Consider the following 20,759-nt stretch of genomic DNA (forward strand, 5'->3'; position numbering starts at 1 on the left):
ACGCTCATCCCGTGTCACCGGAGGAGCTGCAGACGCTCGCGCACCTGCGCCGGGCCAGGGACCTCATCGACCGCGACTATGCGAAGCCGCTCGACGTCCCGACCATGGCCGCCCGCGCCTTCATGTCGCCCGCGCACTTCTCCCGCCAGTTCCGTGCGGCGTACGGGGAGACGCCGTACAGCTACCTGATGACCAGGCGGATCGAGCGGGCGATGGCGCTGCTCCGCACCGGCATGTCGGTCACCGATGCGTGCATGGCGGTCGGCTGTACGTCGCTCGGCTCGTTCAGCTCGAAATTCAGCGAGGTCGTCGGGATGACGCCGACCGACTACCGCGCACGGGAGCACGAGGCCGTCCGGGCGATGCCGGACTGCATCGCGAAGCAGCGCACCCGGCCGGTGCGCTCGAAGGCCTGACCGCCCGATTCCGTCCACAGGCGGCGCGATCGGCCCGTTCTCCACCTGAGCAGTTTTGGAGAAGCACGCTCCGATCCCCGTTCCTAGAGTCGACTCATGACCGTTTCACTCCAGTACTCGCAGATCACCGTCCTCGACCCGGAGGAGTCGCTCGCGTTCTACCGCGACGCCCTCGGCCTCGACGTCATCCAGGACGTCACCTCCGGCGACCACCGCTGGGTCACCCTCGGGGTGGCCGGCGACGACGGCGCGGCCGTCGTGCTCAGCGACCCCCACGCGGGCCGCTCCCAGGCGGACGGCGACGCGCTCGCGCAGCTCGTCGTCAAGGGCTCCCTGAGCCCGATCGTCTTCCGCACCGACGACCTCGACACCGCCTTCGAGCGCGTACGCGCTTCGGGAGCCGAGGTCCTCCAGGAGCCGATCGACCAGCCGTGGGGTCCTCGCGACTGCGCCTTCCGCGACCCGTCCGGCAACATGGTGCGCATCCTGCAGTCGACACCCGCGACGCAGAACGCCTGATCCGACCGCCCGTGTGCGCGGCCTCGCGTCGCGCACACCGGCAGCGTCATGCACTGCTGACCGACACCGGCACGAACTCGCGGACCGGCCGGGCGATCGTCGCCGCGCACGTGCTCAGCAGCGGCTCGGACAGCCGCTCGCCCACCTCCACGGTGAGGCGATCCTCGCCGTGCGCCAGCTCGACCGTCCAGCCGTGCGGGTGGGGATGCTCGGCCAGCGGCCGGAACGCCGCGATGCGGTCGTCTCCGGTCTCGTCGCGCGCGAACGCCTCCGCCGCCTGCGCAACCGTGCTCAGACAGGTGCGTCCGCGGAGGAGCTCCGGAACGACACGGCCCTCCGCGTGCCGCTCCACGACGCGGGAGGCGTCCTCCGCGCCGACGCGGCCGTAGAGGAGCCCCTCCGGGAACGCGATCATCGTCGCGGCGAAGCGGTCCCCACCGAGGTGGGAGCACTCCCAGGTCAGCTCGGGATGCTCGGCGGCCAGGGCCTCCACCACGGGCCGCCCGCGCACCGCGCAGCACTGGTCGTGCCGGGCGTGCGCGCACACCGCGTAGATCGGCGCTTCACTGGGTTCGCCGGCGCTCCCGTCGAGCGGAAGCGTCAGCAGCTCGGCGGGGTCGTCCACCGCGCCCCAGCGGATGCCTTCCCGCCCGGGGCGGCAGTCCACCAGCGCCCAGCGCCACGACGTCTGGTCGCGACGCAGCGGCGCCCGCAGCCGGGTGCGCCGGATCGCGAGCGGACGGATGCCCGCCTCCTCGGCTCGCGCCACCACACGCGCCCCGAGTGCAGGATCGAGTGCGGAGTCGAAGAACGCGTGCCGGCCCCACCCGCTCTCGATCTCCACGAGCAGCCAGCGCTCGCCGAAACCCGCGGTGCCGGCCAGCGGGTCGTCGCGCTGCAGGGCGCGATCGCTGCACGGCATCCACTCTCCGGCACCGGCCGGCGCCCGCACGGATTCGGCGCGGACGCCGTCTCCGGGAGACCCGGAGCCGGCATCCGGCACGGAAGTGCGCGGCGGGAGACCGGTCACGTCGCTGTCGCGGTCCCGAAGTCGGCGGTCGCGCTCCGCTCGCCGTCGCTCGACACGCCCGCGTCGTCCGCCGGGTCGACGTCCGGGTAGGTGGTGTCCGCCCAGCCCGGCTGCGGCACCAGGATCCCCTCGCGCAGCAGCCGCCGCGCGACGACGACCGCGGAGCGCTCGTCGAGGGACAGCTCACCGAGGGCGACCGGACGCCCGTCCAGCAGTCGCTCGACCGCCGCGCGGGCGGCGATCGGCAGCGCCACCGTCTTGGTCGGGAGCCGCACGGTGACCGTCTCCACCTCCACCGTGACGTCCGGGACGAGTCCCTGGCGCGCGGCGACGACGCTGTCGACGGTCAGATCCGCGGCAGCGGCGATGGTCTCCAACGGGCGGACGGGAGCGGGCGGGGTGTCCGACCGCTGCCGACGGCGCAGCCGGCCCGCCACAGCGTCGGCGACCGCAGAGCGCGAGGAGGGGTCGCTCAGCGCGGCGATCAGCGCCTCCACCGTCTCCTCGATGATCGGGGCGACCGCCTCGGGGTCCGCCGGGTCGAACCCGAGCGGGAGCGAACTGCGCAGTGCGGCGGCGTCGGCCGCGCGGGCGACGGCCTCGCGGACCACGTCGTGGCGCGTGTAGGCGGCGACGCCGATGGTCAGGTGCACAGAGACGCCCCCGAGGGCCTCCGCCGAGTGGATCCATCCGCGCGGCAGATACAGCGCGTCGCCGGGGCGGAAGGTCTCGTCGATCGCGGGCGCCTCCTCGGCGCGGGCGGCGACGGCGTCGCGGTGGTCGCTCCAGGGCTGATCGCGCAACGGGTCGACGTGCACAGGCTCGTGGATGCGCCAGTGCTTCTCCCCGGCGATCTGCAGCACGAACACGTCGTGCACGTCGTAGTGCGGGTCGAAGCCGCGGGACGACGCCGGCGTGATGTACGCGTTGACCTGGGCGGGATGCCCGAGCTCGACGGCGAGGCGCCGGGCGAACTCCGCGATCGGCGGCCAGGTGCGGTGCAACCCTTGGAGAACGAGGGTCGCGCCGTCCGCGAACTCCGCCAGCACCTTCGCGGAGTCGAGCTGGTCGCCGACCTCCGCGCCGAAGCCGCCCGGGCCGGTGAACCGCGACGGCGGGAGGACGGCTCCCTCCTTCGCCATGCGGACGAACGGTGTGCGGATGGCGCGCGCCGAGACGAGTTCGTCGACGGCATCGATGCTGAACAGGTCGGAGAAGTCGTCGGGGAGCGCGGCGGCGCGGGTGAACAGCGGCTTCCGGCCCCAGTAGTCGGCCGCGAACTCCGCGCGGTCGACCGGCACGCAACGCGAAAGCGCGGGCCGGTCGCCCGGCCCGCGCTCCTGGGTCGTCATCAAGCCGACCCGTCGGCTCCGCCGTCGTGGCCGCCGGGGTTGGCTCCGCCGTCGGCCGGGCCTTCGCCCGCGGCGGACCCGTCGGCTCCGCCGTCGTGGCCGCCGGGGTTGGCTCCGCCGTCGGCCGGGCCTTCGCCCGCGGCCGAGCCGTCGGCTCCGCCGTCGTGGCCGCCGGGGTTCGCTCCGCCGTCCGCGGGGCCTTCGCCGCCGCCGACCGCGTCTGTGGTGATGTCGTCGTCGTTGATGTCGCTCATTCCGTCTCCACTCCGTCCGCGGGAACGCTGACGCCCCTCACCCTACGCGCGGCCCAGCGCCTCCGTAAGGGCGGTCCGGTGAACGGGCGGCGTCACATTTCGCAAGACGTTTTGACCGCCGTCCGCGGCTCGGGGGAGGCTCGGACGTGCCGCCACACCGTCCGTCGGCACACACCCCCCTTCACGAGAGAGAGGCGCAGCCATGTCCGACGCCACCCCGTCCACCCCCGCCCTTCCGGAGAAGCCGAAGCGCTCCCGCACCGGCCTGTTCGTCGGCATCGGCATCGCGGTCGTCGCCGTCATCGTTGCCGTCGTGCTGGTCGTCGTGAACCTCACGGGGTCGGGCGCCGCCACCGCGAAGAGCGTGACGGTGAAGATCGGCACGACCGAGGCGTCCTCGCCGTACTGGGCCGTCCTGAAGAAGGAGGCGGCCAAGGAGGGCATCGACATCCAGACCGTCAACTTCCGCGACTACACGCAGGCGAACCCGGCGCTCGCCGACGGTCAGCTCGACCTCAACCTGTTCCAGCACCTGCAGTTCCTCGCCAACTACGACGTGCAGGCGAAGCAGAACCTGGTGCCGATCGGTTCGACCCTCGTCGTCCCGCTCCCGCTGTACTCGACCAAGCACACCAGCCTCGAGAGCATCCCCCAGGGCGGGAAGATCGCCATCCCGAACGACCCGACCAACCAGGCGCGCGCTCTGCTGGTGCTGCAGAAGGCCGGACTGCTGAAGCTCAACGACGGTGGAAGCACCCTGGCCACGCCCGCCGACATCGACGCCTCCGCCTCCAAGGTCACGGTCATCCCGGTGGACGCGGCCCAGACGGCTCCGGCGCTCAGCTCGGCCGACGGCGCCATCATCAACAACAACTACGCCCTGACCGCCGGAATCGACCCGAAGTCGGCGCTGTTCCAGGACGACCCGAAGTCGGAGACCGCCGAGCCGTACATCAACGCCTTCGTCGCCCGCGAGAAGGACAAGGACAACCCGACGTACCTGAAGATCGCGAAGCTGTACCACACGAAGGCCGTGACGGACGCGGTGCTCGCCGAGTCGAAGAACACCGCCGTCATCGTCGATCGCCCCCAGTCCGACCTGATCGGCATCCTCGACGGCCTCAAGAAGACCATCGAGGCGGCCAAGTAGTGGGGGACCGCGACAGCGCGTCGCCGATCATCGAGTTCCGCGGCGTCACCAAGAGCTTCGGCTCCGGTGACGCCGCGGTTCCGGCCGTCGACCGGCTCGACCTGACGATCGCGCGCGGCGAGATCTTCGGGATCATCGGCTACTCGGGTGCGGGCAAGAGCACGCTGGTGCGGCTCATCAACGCCCTGGAGCATCCCACCGCCGGGTCCGTGATCGTGGACGGCCGGGATCTCACGCAGCTGAAGGAGCGGGAGCTGCGCGGCGTGCGCGCGGGGATCGGCATGATCTTCCAGCAGTTCAACCTGTTCCGCTCGCGCACGGTGTTCGGGAACGTCGCCTACCCGCTCAAGGTCGCGGGGTGGCCGGCGGACAAGCGCAAGCAGCGCGTCGCCGAGCTGCTCGCCTTCGTCGGGCTCACCGACAAGGCGTGGAGCTACCCCGACCAGCTCTCCGGCGGGCAGAAGCAGCGCGTCGGGATCGCCCGAGCGCTGGCGACGAACCCCGACATCCTGCTCGCCGACGAGGCCACCAGCGCGCTCGACCCGGAGACCACGTCGGACGTTCTCGCTCTGCTCGCGCGCGTCAACCGCGAGCTCGGCGTCACCATCGTCGTCATCACGCACGAGATGGAGGTGGTGCGCTCGATCGCGGACCGCGTCGCGGTGCTCGACGCCGGCCGGGTGATCGAGCAGGGCACGGTGTTCGAGGTCTTCTCCGACCCGCAGACGCCGACGGCGCAGCGGTTCGTCGGCACGGTGCTGCGCAACCAGCCGGGGGAGGCGGACATCGAGCGCCTCCGCGGCAAGCACGCCGGGCGGATCGTCTCGGCGCGCATCCACGACGACGGCCGTCTCGGGTCGGTGCTGTCGGACGCGGTGGGCCGCCACAACGTCCGTTTCGAGATCGTCTACGGAGGCATCTCGGCGCTGCAGGGCCGGTCGTTCGGCAGCCTCACGCTGGAACTCCTCGGCGAGCCCGGCGATGTGGATGCGCTGATCGCCGAGCTCCGCGCGGTGACCGAGGTCGAGGAGGTGGCGGCATGACCGACTGGTCGACCCTGTGGCCGGTGTACCTGGAGTCCATCGGCCAGACGCTGTGGATGGTCGTCGCCACGCTCGTGCTCGGCGGCATCCTCGGCCTCGCGCTCGGCGTCCTGCTCTACACGACGCGGCGCGGCGGACTGCTGGAGAACCGTGCGCTCTTCACGGTGCTCAATGTGGTCGTCAACTTCATCCGGCCCATCCCGTTCATCATCTTCATGACCGCGATCGCACCGCTGACGCAGTTCGTGCTCGGCACGTTCCTCGGCACGCCCGCCGCGATCTTCCCGATGACGATCGCGGCGACCTTCGGGATCTCGCGGATCGTGGAGCAGAACCTCGTCACCATCGAGCCGGGCGTGATCGAGGCCGCAAGAGCGATGGGGTCGAGCCCGTGGCGGATCATCACGACCCTGCTGATCCCCGAGGCGCTCGGCCCGCTCATCCTCGGCTACACCTTCATCTTCGTCGCCATCGTCGACCTGTCCGCCATCGCCGGCAGCATCGGCGGAGGCGGCCTCGGCGATTTCGCGATCTCGTACGGGTACCAGCGCTACAACTGGGCCGTGACGTGGATCGCGGTGATCACGATCGTCGTGCTGGTGCAGGCCGCGCAGTTCCTCGGGAACTGGCTGGCGCGCAAGGCGCTCCGCCGCTGAGCGATCCGTGGGTCGCGACACGCCGTTGCCGCGCCGCCGAGACGGCGTGTTGCGACCCAGGGATGCGGAGGACGGTCAGGGGCCGGTGTAGCGGCCGACCGGCCGCAGGCGCAGCGGGCGCTGCGCGTACTCGTCGATGGCGTGCACGATCCAGCCGACCGTGCGGGCCGTGGCGAAGACGACCTCGCCGTCGTCGTCGCGCATCCCCAGGGCGAGGGTGACGGCGCCGAGAGCGAGGTCGACGTTGGGATGCGCGCCGGTGCGCTCGCGCACGACGTCGCAGACCGCCCGCATGGCGCCCGTGACGGCGGCATGCCGGGGGTCGTCGGCGATCATCCCGAGCAGGATGCGCGCGCGGGGGTCGCCGTCGGGGTAGAGCGGCTGGCCGAACCCAGGGACAGGTCCGTGCGTTGTGACGACGGCGTCGGCGACGGCGCGGGCCGGGTCCGCGCCGGAGACGACGCGCTCCAGCAGACGGTGGGCCGCGCGGCTGGCGTTCCCATGGAGGGGCGAGTCGAGCGCTCCCAGTCCGGCGACGACGACGCCGTAGGGGGTGGCGCGCGCGGAGGCGGCCGCGCGGGCGGCGAGGGTCGAGACGGCGATGTCGTGGTCGAGCAGCAGCACGAGGGCGGCGTTGAGCAGGGCGACGTCGGCCGCCGGCGCCGCGGAGGCGCGCGGGGCGAGCCGGGCGAACAGGCGGGAGGGGAGGTCGGGGGCGGCGTCGGCGTGCGTCGGCAGCACCTCGACCATCCCGGCCACCAGGCGCTCGGCGGCCGAGGCCACCACGACAGGGTCGAGGGAGGCGCGCAGCGGGTCGGCGGCCGCGAAGGCGCTCACGGCGACGAGCTGGCGGTCCCGGTCTCCCGCCGCGGCGGGGAGGGCGGCGGCGACGGCCCGGGCTGCGTCGAGGCCCGCGCCCGCCGTGAAGCGAGCCGTCGCATCCCAGGCTCCGGTGAGAGCCCAGTGCGCGACCGTCTCGAACGGTTCCGCGGCGAGCTCGTCGACGGGACGGCCGCGGTAGCGCAACTCGCCGTCCTCGATGGAGGCGAAGTCCGTCTCGATGACCATCAGCGGGCGGCCCTCCGAGCGGCCGGTGTCGGCCGGCGGCCGCCGTCGCCTGCTCGCGGCGAAGCGCTCGACCTCCAGCGGATCGAAGCTGGAGCCGTCGGCGGTGCGCTCGCGGCCGAGCCGCCCGCGCGCGACGTACGCGTACAGGGTCTCCAGCTTCACGCCGAGGCGCTCGGCGGTCTGCTCGGCGGTGAGGCGGGGGAGGGCATCCATATTGATCCAATCAACATTGACGATGTGTTGCATCCACGTTCACACTACCGATATGGACAGGATGGACGACACCCTCATCGACGTTCCGCGCGGCCTCACGAACGTCGTGGCCGCGCGCACCGAGCTCGGCGACGTGCGCGGGCACGAAGGCTTCTACCACTACCGGCAGTACTCGGCCGTCGATCTCGCCCGGGAGCGGACCTTCGAGGAGGCGTGGCACCTCCTGCTGTTCGGCTCGCTGCCGACCGCCGACGAGCTGGCGGCGTTCCGCGCGCGGATCGCGGCGGCGCGATCGATTCCGCCCGCAGTGATCGAGCTGCTCCCGGCGATCGCGCGGCTGACCTCCGGCGGGGATGCGCTGGCCGGCCTCCGCATGGCGCTCACCGCCGTCGCGGCGGCCGACGGCGCCCGCCCGCTGTACGACGAGAGCGCGGATGCCCGGGTGGAGGACGCGATCCGGACCGCCGCGGTCACCCCCGTGCTCCTCGCACGGCTGCACGCGCTGGCCGACGGCCGTGAGCCGGCGCAGCCCCGCGACGATCTGGGCTACGTCGCCGGGTACCTCCACCTGCTGACCGGGCGCGTTCCGACGCAGCAGGAGGAGCGCGCGCTCAGCGCGTACATGACCGCGGCGATCGACCACGGGTTCAACGCCTCCACGTTCGCGGCGCGGGTGATCGCATCCACCGGGGCGGACCTCGCGTCGGCGGTGGGAGGGGCGCTCGGCGCTCTGTCCGGCCCCCTGCACGGCGGAGCGCCGAGCCGGGCCCTGGACACGCTGGACGAGATCGGCACGCCCGACCGGACGGACGAGTGGGTGCGCCGCACGCTCTCGCAGGGCGGCCGGGTGATGGGCTTCGGGCACGCGGTGTACCGGACGGAGGACCCGCGGTCGCGCATGCTCCGCGCGTTCGCCCAGGGGTTCGGCGGCCCGCGGGTCGACTTCGCCGTCCAGGTCGAGCGGCGCGTGCAGGAGCTCCTCGCCGAGCTGAAGCCGGGACGCGAGCTGCACACGAACGTGGAGTTCTACGCGGGCGTCGTGATGGAGCTGTGCGGCATCTCCCGGTCGATGTTCACTCCGACGTTCGCCGCGGCGCGCGTGGTGGGATGGACGGCCCACATCCTGGAGCAGGCGGCCGACGGGAAGATCCTGCGGCCGTCCTCGCGGTACGTCGGACCCGCGGCGCCGGAGCCGCTGCCGGCGCGGCAGGAGGCCGTGCGCTGAACCGGCGGTACGGAGCCGGCGGCTCCGCGCCGCCGGAACGGACGCGCTCGCGCGTCACTCGCGCGGCGAGTACACCTTCAACGCCGCCGGCCGCACCCGGAGGGTGATCCTCCGGGGCTCGCCGGGCGTCTCGGTGGACGCTTCGCCGTCGTGCGCGTAGCCGGGGTCGTCGCCCCGCGCCGCGATGGTGATCTCCTCGACGGTCCGCGCCTCCAGCGCAGGAGGGCCCTGCAGGAAGGGCATCCGGGCGACGAGGGCGTCCGTCCTGCCGCCGAAGGCGAGCGCGACGGCGCCGCGGGAGCGTGGCTTCCCGTCGGCGAAGAGGATGCGGACGTCGAGCAGGTGGTCGTCGAGCCGTCGCCGCTCGATCGGTGCGACCGCGACCGGGTAGTACCGGTCGACGCCCACGAACACGGACCAGACCGTCCGCGTCCGCCCGTCGATCTCGACCTCGAGGGGGTCGCCGCGGCGGACGACCCGGATGGCCGCGATGAGGGCGGCGATCGGCTTGCCCAGGCGCTTCTCGTGCTTCTCGCGCTCCTCGACGAACGCGGGATAGAGGCCGACGGAGGCCGTGTTCAGCACGGTGATCGTCTCGCCCGTCCCGAACGTCAGGTCCGCGACGTCGACCTCCCGGCCGGACCCGGCGGCGAGAGCCCGCAGCGTCGCATCCATCGAATCGAGCAGGGCGGCCTTCGCGAAGTGGTTGAACGTGCCCCCGGGAAAGACGAGGAGCGGCAGCCCGGCCGCTCGCGCGCGCTGCGCGACTGCCGCGACCGTTCCGTCGCCGCCGGAGACGCCGAGCACGGTCGGCGGGGTCTCCGCGGCGAGCCGCCGTTCGATGACGTCGCCGATGTCGTCGCCGTCGGCCAGCTCGTGGACCTCCGCCTGCGGAAGACGCTCCCGCAGCAGCGGACCGGGTTGCGGGCCGCCCATCCCGCGCCCGGAACCGGGGTTCACCACGATGAACACGCCCTCCCCGGTTCCGGTCGCCGGGAGGTCGATCATCCGCGCGGTCGGCGGGTCGCGGCGCACGGCCGGCTTCACCGCGGGGGCGAGCAGCTTCACCCCGACCGCGGCCCCTGCGCCGATCGCGGCGCCTCCCACCACATCGGAGAGCCAGTGCGCACCGGTGTGCAGGCGCGAGTACCCGACCCCGGCAGCCAGCGGCGCGAGTGCCGCGCCGGCAGCCGGCCACTCCAGGGCGACGCCGGTCGCGAAGGCGGCGGCGCTCGCCGTGTGCCCCGACGGGAACGACGGCGAGGTGGGGGAGCGCTCCAGCCGCCGGGCGAGCGGGATGGAGGTGAGCGCCGGCCGGTCGCCGCCGACCAGGCGCTTCCCCACCAGGTTGGCGACGAGGCTGGCGAGCCCGAGCGAGGCGAGCCCCCGCGCCGCCGCGCGCGGGCGGCCCAGGGCGACCAGCACGGCCGCAGCGGCGAACCACAGCTTGCCGTGGTTGGCCGCGCGGGTGAGCCCGCGCCAGAACCCGTCCGACACCGCCCCCGTCGTGCGCGCGTTGATGCGCGAGGCGACGCTCGCATCCCAGCGCTTCACGCGGGCGGGGAGCGAGAGGCGCCGGTGAGGGCGGCGCGACGGGCGGGACCGGGGGCGTCGACGGGATGCTGCCATACCGCCAACGTACGCCGAGACCGCGTGGCGGAGCGCCCGACGGGCGGTAGGATCGACGGCGTGAGCACGCACGTCATCTCCCAGCCCAACGAGCACCAGCAGGACGTCGTCGGCAGCGACGAGCACGGAACGCTCGTCCGCAGCCTCAGCACGACCCTGCCGCCCGCGCTCGGCAACCTCCTCGCCACGATCGTGGTGCTGGCGTCGCTGGTCATCGGCATCTGGAGCCTCGTGGCCACCTGGTCGGGCAACGCCGAGGACTTCCTGCCCTTCTTCCAGGTCTCGGTCGCCGCCACCGTCGTGTCGCTCAACGCGCTGTACGCCCGCCGCACCTTCAGCTACGTCATCACGCTGATCGGCGCGATCCTGTGGCTCTGGGTGTCGGTGACGCCGTTCGCGCCCTTCTTGCAGGTGCTGCTCCAGGCGATCACCGTGGTGATCATGCTCGCCGGTGTCGTGTTCTCGACCGCCGCGGTGCGCCTCAGCAAGCAGCCTCGCTTCTGAGCGCGGACCCGCGGCGCGGGACGGACCCGACCGGCACCGACCCGACCGCGCCGGCGGATCCTTCCGCGCCACCCGCCGAGACCCTGTCGCGGCGCCGGCACTTCGTCGACCTGTCGCCGCTCCGCGAGTCGCCTGCCTTCGCCCGGCTGTGGGCCGGCGGCGCGATCTCCGGCATCGGCTCGCAGATGACCATCGTCGCGGTCGGCCTGCACATCTACGACCTCACGCACTCGACCCTCGCGGTGTCGCTGGTCGCCCTGTTCGCCCTGGTCCCGATGATCGTCTTCGGCCTGTACGGCGGTGTGCTCGCCGACGCCTTCGACCGGCGCACGGTCGCGCTGGTCACCGCCGTCGTCGCCTGGTCGTCGACCGCGGTGCTCGCGCTGCTGGCCTGGATGCACATCCCGGTCGTCTGGCCGCTCTACGTCATCACGACGATCAACGCCGTAGCCGGGGTCATGATCGGGGCGACCCGTCAGGCGATCACCCCGCGCCTGCTGCCGGTGAGCCTCCTCCCGGCCGCCAGCGCGCTCGGCGGCATCAGCATGGGCGTGATGGTGACCGTCGGCCCGGCGCTGGCCGGACTCCTGGTCGCCACGGTCGGCATCCCCTGGACCTACACGGTGGATGCGCTGCTCTTCACGGCGGCGTTCCTCGGCATCTTCACCCTCCCGTCCATCGTGCCGGAGGGGGAGCGGAAGGGCGCAGGACTCTCCTCGGTGCTGGAGGGCCTGCGGTTCCTGCGCACCGCGCCCAACCTCAGCATGACGTTCGTGCTTGACGTCATCGCCATGACGTTCGGCCAGCCGCGGGCGCTGTTCCCGGCGGTGGGCGCGCTGCTCATCGGCGGCGGACCGATCACGGTGGGCATCCTGACGGCCGCCGGCGCGGTCGGCACGCTGCTCTCCAGCGTCTTCTCCGGCCGGCTCGGCGGCGTGCGCTGGCAGGGCCGCGCGGTCGAACGGGCGATCGTCGTGTACGGCGCCAGCATCCTCGGCTTCGGCATCGTGCTCGCGGTGGTCGCTCTCACCGGGACCGCGGGCGGCGGAGCCTCCCTCGTGCAGGCGAACCTGCCGGCGCTGATCGCCGCGACCGTGCTGCTCGCCGCATCCGGGGCCGCCGACAACGTCAGCTCGATCTTCCGCATGACGATCCTGCAGGCCTCTGCTCCGGATGCGATGCGCGGCCGGCTGCAGGGCGTCTTCACCGTCGTCGTCACCGGCGGACCGCGGCTCGGCGACCTCTACATCGGCGTCCTCGCGCTGACCGGAGCGCTGTGGTTCCCTCCGCTGCTGGGCGGCCTGCTGATCGTCGTCCTGGTCGCCACGATCGCGCGCATCCAGGGCTCGTTCCGCCGCTACGACGCGCTCGCCCCGACGCCCTGAGACGGCCTCGGTGCGCCGGCTTCCGCCGCGGGCTCAGCTCTCCCGCACCACCTGGTCCGGCCGCTTGTCCGGCCGGAGGCCACGCCACGACGGCTGCCGCAGCCGGCCGGGCCCCGTCCACTCGGCGAACTCGACCTCTCCGACGTACTCCGGCCGCACCCAGTGCGCTCCGCGCGCATCGGCGGACGGCACGCCCTCGAGGGGCGGCGTCTTGCGCTCGTGCGCCCCGAGCTTGGCGGCCAGGTCGTCCAGCACCCGGTCGGTGAAGCCCGTCCCCACCTTGCCCACGTAACGCAGGGTGTCGCCGTCGGGGATGCCGAGCAGCAGCGCGCCGATGGTGTCCGCCCGCCTGCCGTTGCCGGGCGTCCACCCGCCGATGACGACCTCCTGCGTGAGGTGGTGCTTGATCTTGATCCAGGAGCGCGACCGGCGGCCGGTCGCGTACGTGCTGTCCCGCCGCTTCGCCATCACCCCTTCCAGCCCGAGCTCGCGACTGGAGGCGATGGCGTGGCCGAGGTCGCCGTCGAACGCCGGAGGCACCTGCACGGCGTCGCCGCGGCCCGGCCGCAGCACCTCGGTCAGGAGCGCGCGGCGCTCGTCGTAGCTGTCGCGCGTGTGCTTCCGGCCGTCCACCTCCAGCACGTCGAACACCATGTAGTGCGCCGGGGCCCGTTTGAGTGCGGCCTGCACGTCGCCGGGACGGGTCAGCCCCATCCTGGTCTGCAGCAGCCCGAAATCGGGCCGGCCCTGCGGATTCAGGGTGACGATCTCGCCGTCCAGAACGAGATCGTGATCGCCGGCGAGGTCGACGAGCCCGGCGAGGTCGGGATAGGTGGAGGTGACGTCGTTGCCGTTGCGGGTGGTGAGCCGCAGCCGGCCGCCACGCACCTCGGCGATGGCCCGGATGCCGTCCCACTTCATCTCGAAGGCCCACTCGTCCTCGTCGGTCACGTCGGCCGGCGACCCGAGGGTCGCCAGCATCGGGGACACCGGGTCACCGGTGATGGCCGGACCGGGCTCGCGATGCGTCCGGTGGTCGTCGTGCCCCTCCGTCTTCATCAGGTGGATGAGCCAGTTCTTCTCGTCACCGCCCTGCGCCGTGCGGATGAGCGCGAACTTCCTCGGCTTGCCGCCGAGGCCGCCGTCCGGCTGGCCGTGCAGCGTGGCGATCACCTCGTCGTCGCGCCACTTCTCCAACTCGTAGTCCCCGTGGTCCCAGATGTCGACGTGCCCCGCGCCGTACTCGCCGTGCGGGATGTCGCCGGCGAAGCCGCCGTACTCGAGCGGGTGGTCCTCGGTGTGCACCGCGAGGTGGTTCTGCTTCGTGTCCGTCGGCGGGCCCTTGGGGAGCGCCCAGCTGACGAGCACCCCGTCGTTCTCCAGCCGGAAGTCCCAGTGCAGCCGGCGGGCGTGGTGCTCCTGGATGACGAACGACCGCCCCTCCCGGGCGGCGGGCCGCTCGTCGGGCACCGGCTCCGGCGTCTTCGCCGCATCCCGCATCGACCGGTAGGTGGACAGCCGATCGGGCTCCGACACGTGACCGCCGTGGCCGGACGTGCCGTCTCCGGCGGAGAGGTCGGCCAGCGGGTCGCCGCGGCGCTTCAGCCGCTGCAGCACCTCGCGGTAGTCCAGGTGCTCGAGCTTCTTGGAGGCCAGCTCGCGCCAGGTGCGGGGCGCCGCGACCGTCGGATGGAAGCGGCCGCGCAGCGAGTACGGCGCGATCGTCGTCTTCGCGCCGTTGTTCTGGCTCCAGTCGACCAGCACCTTCCCGGCGCGCAGCGACTTCTTCATGTCGCTGACGACGAGGTCGGGATGGTCTGCTTCGAGCGCGCGGGCGAGCTCGTGCGCGACCGCGCTGATCTGGTCGCTGGTCTGCGAGCCGTCGAGCGCGGCGTACAGGTGGATGCCCTTCGAGCCGGAGGTCACGGGGAAGGGGTCGAGTCCCATGTCGGTGAGGATGGCGCGCGCCAGCCTGGCCACCTCCGCGCAGTCGACCAGCGTGACGCCCTCACCGGGGTCGAGGTCGAGCACCAGGCGGTCCGGATTCCTCCGTTCGCCGCCGCGCCCCACCCGCCACTGCGGGACATGGATCTCGAGGGACGCGATCTGCGCCAGCCAGATCAGCGTCGCGCGGTCGTTCACCAGCGGGTAGGTGTTCGTGCTCGTCTTGTGCGTGATGGAGGCCTGGCGCACCCAGTCCGGTGTGGAGGCGGGGTCGAGGTTCTTCTGGAAGAACACCTCGCCGGGATCGTCCGGCGTCCCGACGCCGTGCACCCAGCGCTTGCGCGTCGCGATCCGGTCGCGCACGTGCGGGATCATCACGTCGGCGACGGCGTTGTAGTAGCCGAAGATGTCGGCCTTCGTCGTCCCGGTCTCCGGGTACATGACCTTGTCGAGGTTGGTCAGCTTGAGGCGGTGGCCGTCGATCTCGACGACCTCGGTGTCCTGCGCGGCCATGCCCTCACCGTACGCCCGGCACGGCCGTCGCGGATGCGTTCCGGCGCATTCCCTGATCATGGCTTGAAAATGCGCCTTTTGCCGGACACGATGGGCACATGAGGGCCATATGGACGGGCGCGATCACCTTCGGTCTGGTCAACGTTCCGGTGAAGGTATACAGCGCGACCGAGGATCACGACGTCCCGCTGCACCAGGTGCACGACGCCGACGGCGGCCGCATCCGCTACCAGCGGCGCTGCGAGATCGACGGAAAGGTCATCCCGTACGAGCACATCGTCAAGGCGTACGACGACGGTGAGCGCACGGTCATCCTGACGGCGGAGGACATGGCCTCGCTGCCCTCCGAGCGCAGCCGCGAGATCGACGTGGTGGAGTTCGTGCCGAACGACCAGCTCGACCCGCTGATGTTCGACCGCAGCTACTACCTGGAGCCCGACTCCAAGTCGCTCAAGGCTTACGCGCTGCTGCGGAAGACGCTCGAGGACGAGGAGCGCACGGCGATCGTCGAGTTCGCCCTGCGCCAGAAGACCCGGCTCGGCGCGCTGCGCGTGCGCGGCAACGTGCTCGTCCTGCAGGCGCTGCTCTGGCACGACGAGATCCGGGCGGCCGAGTTCCCGGCGCTGGATCAGACGCCGCGCATCTCCGACCGCGAGCTGCAGCTCTCGAGCGCCCTGATGGAGAGCTTCGCCGGCGACTTCGAGCCCGAGAAGTTCAGCGACGAGTACCAGGACGAGCTGCGCAAGCTCATCGACGCGAAGCTGGAGCAGGGTGAGAGCGTCGACACGGCCGCCACCTTCGGCGAGGAGGAGGAGAAGAAGGGCGGAGGCGAGGTGATCGACCTGATGGAGGCCCTCCAGCGCAGCGTCGACCGCAGCCGCTCGTCGAAGTCCGCCGCCGACAGGAAGCCGGCGGAGAAGAAGCCGGCCGAGAAGAAGCCGGCCGCCCGGAAGACCGCGGCGAAGAAGTCCGCGAAGAAGCCCGCGTGACGCGGCTGAAGCGCAGCAACCCGTCCGGCCCCGGCTACCACCGGAGGATGACCGACTCGGGACCGGTGTACGAGGACGAAGCGGGCAACACGATCGTCGACGAGCGCGAGCTGGAGCGCATCCGGTCGCTCGTACTGCCTCCGGCCTGGCAGGACGTGTGGATCTCGCCCGACGCCCGCGGGCACATCCAGGCCGTCGGGACCGACCAGGCCGGCCGCCGCCAGTACCGCTATCACGACTCGTGGAGGCTGCACCAGGACCGCGTCAAGTTCGAGCGGGCCGCACTGCTGGCGGAGACGCTGCCGTCGGCCCGCCGCAAGGTGACCATGGACCTCCGGGAGGAGGGCTTCGGCCGCGACCGCATCCTCGCCGCCGCCTTCCGCATCATCGACCTGGGCAGCGTCCGCATCGGCAGCGAGGAGTACCTGCACGCCAACGGCAGCCGTGGGCTGACGACCCTGCTCTGCCGGCACGCGCGCATCGAGGACGACGACATCACGCTCACGTTCCCGGCGAAGTCGGCGCAGAAGTGGACGAGCACCATCACCGACGCCGACCTGGCCGAGCTGCTGCGGCAGGTCCAGGCGCTCCGCGGCCAGCGGTCCCGGCTGCTGTCCTGGAAGGACGGCACCTGGCACTCCATCCGCCCGGCGTCCCTCAACGAGTACATCCGGCGGCAGACCCGCGGCGAGTTCACCGCGAAGGACTTCCGCACGCTGCACGGCACGATCGTCGCGGCGGAGGCGCTCGCCGAGCTGGGCGTCGCCGGGTCGGACTCGCAGCGGAAGAAACGGATCAGCGCCGCCGTGAACGAGGCGGCGGCCGCGCTCGGCAACACCCCGGCGATCGCGCGCAACAGCTACATCGACCCGCGCATCTTCGACCGCTACCGCAGCGGAGAGGTCATCGACACCTCCGGGGGCCGCACCCCGGAGCCCGCCCTCCTCGACCTCCTCTCCACCAGCTGACGAACCGACAGCTCCTGAGTTTTTCCGCCCGACACGCCGTCGCGGGGGCGAAAAACTCAGGAGCTGTCGGTGTGGGTCGGAGGAGGTCAGCGGTCGGTGGAGGCGGAGAGCGGCGAGGCGATCTCCTCCAGCGACTTGCCTTCGGCCTTCACGCCCAGGAAGAGCTCCACGAGCCCGGCCCCGATCATCAGGCCGGCGCCGATGTAGTACCCGATCACGACCGAGTGGATGCCGCCCTCGATCAGGTTCCCGAACAGGATCGGGCCGATGATGCCGCCGATGCCGGTGCCGACCGCGTAGAAGAACGCGATCGCCATGGCCCGGGTCTCCATCGGGAAGATCTCGCTGACGGTGAGGTACGCCGCGCTGGCGCCGGCCGAGGCGAAGAAGAACACGACCATCCAGCACACGGTGAGCCAGAAGGCGTCCAGCGCTCCCGCGTCGAACAGGATGGCCGTCCCGACCAGCAGGATGCCGCTGCCCACGTACGACAGGGTGATCATGAACTTCCGCCCGACGGTGTCGAAGAGGTGACCCAGCAGGAACGGTCCAAGGAAGTTGCCGATCGCGATCGGGACGAGCGCCCACGGGGCGACGTCGTCCGGCACGTTCAGCAGCTTGGTGAGCACCAGCGAGTAGGTGAAGAAGACGGCGTTGTAGAGGAACGCCTGCCCGATGAACAGCGAGAGCCCGAGCACGAACCGCTTCGGGTACTGCGTGATCGCGACGCGCACGATCTCGCCGAATCCGGTTGACCGGCGCTGGTGGATCTCGATCTCGCGGTCGCGGGGAACGGTCTCGAGCGTCTGGTGGGTGTCCTTCTCGACGCCCTCCTCGATCTCGTCGACGAGCTTCTCGGCCTCCTCGTCGCGGCCGTGGATGAACATCCACCGCGGCGACTCGGGCACGTTGCGGCGGACCAGCAGGATGACGAGGCCGAGCACCGCGCCGAGCCCGAACGCGATGCGCCAGCCGATGTTCGGGGCGAAGATGTCCGTGTTCAGCAGGAAGACCGTCAGCACCGCTCCGAACGCGGTCCCGAGCCAGTAGGACCCGTTGATCGCCAGATCGACCAGCCCGCGGCGGCGCGCCGGGATCAGCTCGTCGATCGCGGAGTTGATCGCCGCGTACTCGCCACCGATGCCCGCGCCGGTGAAGAAGCGGAACAGGAAGAACATCCAGGGCGTGACGGCGAAGGCCGTGAGCACGGTCGCCACCAGGTAGAGCCCCAGAGTGATGATGAACAGCTTCTTCCGGCCGAACCGGTCGGTCAGATAGCCGAACACCAGGGAGCCCGTACAGGCGCCGGCGACGTAGATGGCCGCGGCGAGCCCGACCTGGGCCGTGGTGAGTCCGAGACCGCTGTCCGGTTCGGTGAGGCGGCTTCCGATGGCTCCGACGATGGTGACCTCGAGGCCGTCCAGGATCCACACGGTCCCGAGTCCGACGACGACGAGCCAGTGGAAGCGGGACCAGGGGAGGCGGTCCATGCGAGCGGGGATGGCTGTGCGGATCGTCTTCAGCGACGCCGCGTTCGTCTGCGATGTGTGAGCTGTCACCCGGCGCACTGTACGAGTGCTGTGCGTCTCCGGGCAGAGCCTTGACAAATCGACCGCGACTTGTTTCTGCCGTCCGGTAGCTCACTCGAAGTCTCCGTGTCAACCCCTTGTTGGGTGAGGGGGTGCCCTGTTTATCGTGGCTAACGAACCACCGAACCGCGAGGGGCGGTGGGACACCCGATCTGAGAGCACGAACGACTGTTGCCCGTGCGTACACGGGCTGAATGGGATGAGACGATGACGACGCTCGAAGTGACCAACGACCCGGTACGCGACTACCTCAACGCCATCGGCCGCACGCGGCTCCTGACCGCCGAAGAGGAAGTCGCCCTGGCCAAGAGGATCGAGGTGGGAGTGCTGGCCGGCGAGCGGCTGGCGATCCGCCCGAACCTGACCCCGCGCGAGAAGCGCGAGCTGCAATACCTCGCCGACGACGGCAAGCGCGCCTTCGAGCGCTTCATCGAGGCGAACCTGCGCCTGGTGGTCAGCATCGCCAAGCGCTACGCCGGCCGCGGCCTCCCCGTGATGGACCTCATCCAGGAGGGCAACCTGGGCCTGGTGCGCGCGGTGGAGAAGTTCGACTACCGCACGGGCAACAAGTTCTCGACCTACGCGACCTGGTGGATCCGCCAGTCGATCCTGCGCGGGATCGCCGACACGGCCCGCCTCATCCGCATCCCCGTCCACACGGTGGAGAAGATCGACAAGCTCGACCGCATCCGCCGCGACCTGGGCGGAGAACTGGGCCGCACGCCCACTCTGGAGGAGATGGCCGAGGCGTCGAACCTCGCCCCCGCCGAGGTGCACAAGCTGCAGATGAGCGACTCCGAGACGGTCTCGCTGGCCGTCCCGGTCGGCGAGAACGAGGGCGCGGAGCTCGGCGACCTCATCGAGGACGGCGACTTCGCCGGCCCGCCCGAGGCCGTCGAGGTGGAGTTCCGTCACCGCGACCTCGAGGAGCGCCTCCGCGAGCTGCCGCCGCGCGACGCCAAGGTGGTGCGCATGCGCTTCGGCCTCGACGGCCACAAGCCGATGACCCTCGACGAGGTCGGTGAGGTGTACGGCATCACCCGCGAGCGCGTCCGCCAGCTGGAGACCCGCAGCCTGAAGCGCCTGCGCTCGCCGGAGCTGCTCGAGTACCTGCGCTGACGCCAGGCGCCTTGTCGCGATCCCGTCGATGGCCGCCCGCACCCGAGGGATCGGGGCGTGCGGCCATCGGTGATTCTACGGATGGACGTCATGGATGCTCGTTCCCGCCGTCTTACGAAGTGAGGGTCTCCCTCGCGAATCGACGGCGAAAGGAACACCATGCGTAGACCGAAGAACATGCGACGGAGTGGTCGAGTCGGGTGGAAGGTGGCGGCGTCCGCCGTCGTCGCGGCACTGCTGATGGGCGCAGGCGGCGTCGCCGCCTCGGCGGAGCCCGCGTCCGACACCTCCGTCGAGAAGAACCTCGCTCTGGGCGGCTCGGCGACGCAGTCGTCCACCTGGCAGTGGCTCCCGTCAGCGACAGCGGACAAGGCGATCGACGGCAACCCGGACGGGACCCTGTCGAACGGTTCGGTCACGCATACGGACGCGGGCCAGGACTCGTGGTGGCAGGTCGATCTCAGACGCACCGCGACGATCTCGGCGATCGAGATCCTCAACCGCACGGATTGCTGTCAGGAGAGGCTCGAGGGGGCTCGCCTGTTCCTGTCTGCGAAGCCGTTCGACACGACTCTCACACCGGAGCAGCAGGAACGCCGAGCGGGCGTGACCACTTACACGCTGGGAAGCTATGCGTTTCTCCGCCAGCAGCAGATCAACCTTCCCGCGCGCTACGTGATGGTGCAGGTGTCGGGATGGAAGCTCTTCTCGCTGGCGGAAGTCCGCGTGCTCGGCTCCTGAGATGACCGGAGCACCGGCGGTCAGCGTCCCGGAGGCGAGTCGGCGTCGACCTCGTCGGCGCCGAGCGCGCCGATCTCCTCCGTCAGCTGCAATCCCTGGGCGCTGTTGGACGAGACGGTGAGCTGCTCCAGCCAGGTCTTGTTGATGCGGGGATGCCGTCCGCCGCTGTAGCGGAAGAGCAGCGGGATCGCGGGATCGACCCAGATCGCACTGCGGCCGTCTCCGACGCCCTGTTCGTCGCGCCAGGAGAAGAAGAACCCCTCCTTGCGACGCAGCTTGAGCCCGATCACGATCTGCAGATGCGCCAGGACCCGGTCCTCGAAACCGATCTCGGTGGTTCCGCCGTAGATGAGCTTGCCCATGGGTGAAAACGTACAGGACGTTCACGGAATGCCCGCATCGGCGTCCGTCCGTGACATGCGCTACACGCAGATCCCGGCCTCAGCGGCTGG

The 20,759-nt window shown here is 71.3% G+C and carries 20 protein-coding genes; 12 read left to right on the top strand and 8 right to left on the bottom strand.

Going from position 1 to position 20,759, the window contains the following annotated elements; genetic code table 11:
• The first annotated feature begins 11 nt into the window (after positions 1-11).
• Both BLW09_RS06210 and BLW09_RS06215 read left to right on the top strand, forming a co-directional pair.
• The gene (locus tag BLW09_RS06210) at positions 12-416 is read left to right on the top strand and encodes a helix-turn-helix transcriptional regulator (protein ID WP_089909891.1); all 405 of its coding nucleotides are present in this window, start codon (positions 12-14) and stop codon (positions 414-416) included.
• 96 nt (positions 417-512) lie between these two features.
• Positions 513-935, top strand: coding sequence for a VOC family protein (locus BLW09_RS06215; RefSeq protein ID WP_018191432.1), 423 nt, complete (start codon positions 513-515; stop codon positions 933-935).
• Positions 936-981: 46 nt separating this feature from the next.
• Here the strand turns inward: BLW09_RS06215 and BLW09_RS06220 are convergent, their stop codons facing one another.
• From BLW09_RS06220 to BLW09_RS06230, 3 genes are read right to left on the bottom strand one after another with little or no spacing between them, the layout of a single operon-like run.
• Entirely contained in the window at positions 982-1,965 is a 984-nt protein-coding gene (locus BLW09_RS06220) for a sucrase ferredoxin (RefSeq protein ID WP_089909894.1), read from the bottom strand.
• On the bottom strand, positions 1,962-3,317 hold the full coding sequence (locus tag BLW09_RS06225) for a cupin domain-containing protein (RefSeq protein WP_089909897.1): 1,356 nt from the start codon (positions 3,315-3,317) through the stop codon (positions 1,962-1,964). The genes BLW09_RS06220 and BLW09_RS06225 overlap by 4 nt, the downstream gene beginning before the upstream one ends.
• Entirely contained in the window at positions 3,317-3,571 is a 255-nt protein-coding gene (locus tag BLW09_RS06230) for a BatC protein (RefSeq protein WP_089909900.1), read from the bottom strand. Before BLW09_RS06230 ends, BLW09_RS06225 begins: the two co-directional genes overlap by 1 nt.
• Before the next feature lie 202 nt (positions 3,572-3,773).
• Between BLW09_RS06230 and BLW09_RS06235 the strand changes: the two genes are divergently transcribed.
• Genes BLW09_RS06235 through BLW09_RS06245 form a run of 3 tightly spaced genes read left to right on the top strand, consistent with a single transcriptional unit; the run spans position 3,774 to position 6,420 of the window.
• Positions 3,774-4,721: a MetQ/NlpA family ABC transporter substrate-binding protein gene (locus tag BLW09_RS06235; RefSeq protein ID WP_089909904.1), complete on the top strand. Its 948-nt coding sequence runs from the start codon at positions 3,774-3,776 to the stop codon at positions 4,719-4,721.
• A complete protein-coding gene (locus tag BLW09_RS06240) occupies positions 4,721-5,764 on the top strand; it encodes a methionine ABC transporter ATP-binding protein (protein ID WP_089909907.1) in 1,044 nt (347 codons plus the stop codon). Before BLW09_RS06235 ends, BLW09_RS06240 begins: the two co-directional genes overlap by 1 nt.
• Positions 5,761-6,420, top strand: coding sequence for a methionine ABC transporter permease (locus BLW09_RS06245; RefSeq protein WP_089909910.1), 660 nt, complete (start codon positions 5,761-5,763; stop codon positions 6,418-6,420). Before BLW09_RS06240 ends, BLW09_RS06245 begins: the two co-directional genes overlap by 4 nt.
• Positions 6,421-6,495: 75 nt before the next feature.
• Here the strand turns inward: BLW09_RS06245 and BLW09_RS06250 are convergent, their stop codons facing one another.
• Entirely contained in the window at positions 6,496-7,701 is a 1,206-nt protein-coding gene (locus BLW09_RS06250) for a citrate synthase (RefSeq protein ID WP_089909913.1), read from the bottom strand.
• 52 nt (positions 7,702-7,753) lie between these two features.
• On the opposite strand from BLW09_RS06250, the gene BLW09_RS06255 reads away from it, so the two are divergent.
• Complete coding sequence (locus BLW09_RS06255; protein ID WP_089909916.1) at positions 7,754-8,926, top strand: citrate/2-methylcitrate synthase; 1,173 nt, start codon at positions 7,754-7,756, stop codon at positions 8,924-8,926.
• A gap of 54 nt (positions 8,927-8,980) precedes the next feature.
• Here the strand turns inward: BLW09_RS06255 and BLW09_RS06260 are convergent, their stop codons facing one another.
• Positions 8,981-10,555, bottom strand: a complete 1,575-nt coding sequence (locus tag BLW09_RS06260) for a bifunctional phosphatase PAP2/diacylglycerol kinase family protein (RefSeq protein ID WP_231947099.1) — start codon at positions 10,553-10,555, stop codon at positions 8,981-8,983.
• Positions 10,556-10,615: 60 nt separating this feature from the next.
• Here BLW09_RS06260 and BLW09_RS06265 point away from each other — a divergent pair, with 60 nt between their 5' ends.
• Positions 10,616-11,059, top strand: a complete 444-nt coding sequence (locus BLW09_RS06265) for a hypothetical protein (protein WP_089909919.1) — start codon at positions 10,616-10,618, stop codon at positions 11,057-11,059.
• A gap of 83 nt (positions 11,060-11,142) precedes the next feature.
• Positions 11,143-12,444 carry an MFS transporter gene (locus tag BLW09_RS06270; protein ID WP_172824299.1) on the top strand — a complete coding sequence of 434 codons (1,302 nt, stop codon included), beginning with the start codon at positions 11,143-11,145 and terminating at the stop codon, positions 12,442-12,444.
• 33 nt (positions 12,445-12,477) lie between these two features.
• Here BLW09_RS06270 and BLW09_RS06275 read toward each other — a convergent pair whose 3' ends face one another.
• Complete coding sequence (locus BLW09_RS06275) at positions 12,478-14,901, bottom strand: ATP-dependent DNA ligase (RefSeq protein WP_089909922.1); 2,424 nt, start codon at positions 14,899-14,901, stop codon at positions 12,478-12,480.
• Between the two features lie 98 nt (positions 14,902-14,999).
• On the opposite strand from BLW09_RS06275, the gene ku reads away from it, so the two are divergent.
• Both ku and BLW09_RS06285 read left to right on the top strand, forming a co-directional pair.
• On the top strand, positions 15,000-15,890 hold the full coding sequence (ku, locus tag BLW09_RS06280) for a non-homologous end joining protein Ku (RefSeq protein WP_089909925.1): 891 nt from the start codon (positions 15,000-15,002) through the stop codon (positions 15,888-15,890).
• Positions 15,887-16,858 carry a DNA topoisomerase IB gene (locus BLW09_RS06285; protein WP_089909928.1) on the top strand — a complete coding sequence of 324 codons (972 nt, stop codon included), beginning with the start codon at positions 15,887-15,889 and terminating at the stop codon, positions 16,856-16,858. Before ku ends, BLW09_RS06285 begins: the two co-directional genes overlap by 4 nt.
• Before the next feature lie 86 nt (positions 16,859-16,944).
• On the opposite strand, the gene BLW09_RS06290 is transcribed toward BLW09_RS06285, so the two are convergent.
• On the bottom strand, positions 16,945-18,348 hold the full coding sequence (locus tag BLW09_RS06290) for an MFS transporter (protein ID WP_089916671.1): 1,404 nt from the start codon (positions 18,346-18,348) through the stop codon (positions 16,945-16,947).
• 306 nt (positions 18,349-18,654) lie between these two features.
• Here BLW09_RS06290 and BLW09_RS06295 point away from each other — a divergent pair, with 306 nt between their 5' ends.
• Together BLW09_RS06295 and BLW09_RS06300 are read left to right on the top strand one after the other, a co-directional pair.
• Positions 18,655-19,566: a sigma-70 family RNA polymerase sigma factor gene (locus BLW09_RS06295; protein WP_089909932.1), complete on the top strand. Its 912-nt coding sequence runs from the start codon at positions 18,655-18,657 to the stop codon at positions 19,564-19,566.
• A 159-nt stretch (positions 19,567-19,725) separates the two neighbouring features.
• Positions 19,726-20,307: a galactose-binding domain-containing protein gene (locus tag BLW09_RS06300; protein WP_089909935.1), complete on the top strand. Its 582-nt coding sequence runs from the start codon at positions 19,726-19,728 to the stop codon at positions 20,305-20,307.
• A 20-nt stretch (positions 20,308-20,327) separates the two neighbouring features.
• Here the strand turns inward: BLW09_RS06300 and BLW09_RS06305 are convergent, their stop codons facing one another.
• The gene (locus tag BLW09_RS06305) at positions 20,328-20,669 is read right to left on the bottom strand and encodes a DUF7882 family protein (protein WP_089909938.1); all 342 of its coding nucleotides are present in this window, start codon (positions 20,667-20,669) and stop codon (positions 20,328-20,330) included.
• Between the last annotated feature and the right edge of the window lie 90 nt (positions 20,670-20,759).

The sequence above is a fragment of the Leifsonia sp. 21MFCrub1.1 genome, from assembly GCF_900107895.1.
Classification (GTDB): Bacteria; Actinomycetota; Actinomycetes; order Actinomycetales; family Microbacteriaceae; genus Leifsonia; species Leifsonia soli.

What these genes read in the sequence shown, in the direction of transcription:
- BLW09_RS06215 (WP_018191432.1), top strand. Translation starts at nt 513, where the DNA reads ATGACCGTTTCACTCCAGTACTCGCAGATCACCGTCCTCGACCCGGAG.
- BLW09_RS06225 (WP_089909897.1), bottom strand. Translation starts at nt 3,317, where the DNA reads ATGACGACCCAGGAGCGCGGGCCGGGCGACCGGCCCGCGCTTTCGCGT.
- BLW09_RS06230 (WP_089909900.1), bottom strand. Translation starts at nt 3,571, where the DNA reads ATGAGCGACATCAACGACGACGACATCACCACAGACGCGGTCGGCGGC.
- BLW09_RS06235 (WP_089909904.1), top strand. Translation starts at nt 3,774, where the DNA reads ATGTCCGACGCCACCCCGTCCACCCCCGCCCTTCCGGAGAAGCCGAAG.
- BLW09_RS06245 (WP_089909910.1), top strand. Translation starts at nt 5,761, where the DNA reads ATGACCGACTGGTCGACCCTGTGGCCGGTGTACCTGGAGTCCATCGGC.
- BLW09_RS06250 (WP_089909913.1), bottom strand. Translation starts at nt 7,701, where the DNA reads ATGGATGCCCTCCCCCGCCTCACCGCCGAGCAGACCGCCGAGCGCCTC.
- BLW09_RS06255 (WP_089909916.1), top strand. Translation starts at nt 7,754, where the DNA reads ATGGACAGGATGGACGACACCCTCATCGACGTTCCGCGCGGCCTCACG.
- BLW09_RS06260 (WP_231947099.1), bottom strand. Translation starts at nt 10,555, where the DNA reads ATGGCAGCATCCCGTCGACGCCCCCGGTCCCGCCCGTCGCGCCGCCCT.
- BLW09_RS06275 (WP_089909922.1), bottom strand. Translation starts at nt 14,901, where the DNA reads ATGGCCGCGCAGGACACCGAGGTCGTCGAGATCGACGGCCACCGCCTC.
- ku (WP_089909925.1), top strand. Translation starts at nt 15,000, where the DNA reads ATGAGGGCCATATGGACGGGCGCGATCACCTTCGGTCTGGTCAACGTT.
- BLW09_RS06290 (WP_089916671.1), bottom strand. Translation starts at nt 18,348, where the DNA reads ATGGACCGCCTCCCCTGGTCCCGCTTCCACTGGCTCGTCGTCGTCGGA.
- BLW09_RS06295 (WP_089909932.1), top strand. Translation starts at nt 18,655, where the DNA reads ATGACGACGCTCGAAGTGACCAACGACCCGGTACGCGACTACCTCAAC.
- BLW09_RS06300 (WP_089909935.1), top strand. Translation starts at nt 19,726, where the DNA reads ATGCGTAGACCGAAGAACATGCGACGGAGTGGTCGAGTCGGGTGGAAG.
- BLW09_RS06305 (WP_089909938.1), bottom strand. Translation starts at nt 20,669, where the DNA reads ATGGGCAAGCTCATCTACGGCGGAACCACCGAGATCGGTTTCGAGGAC.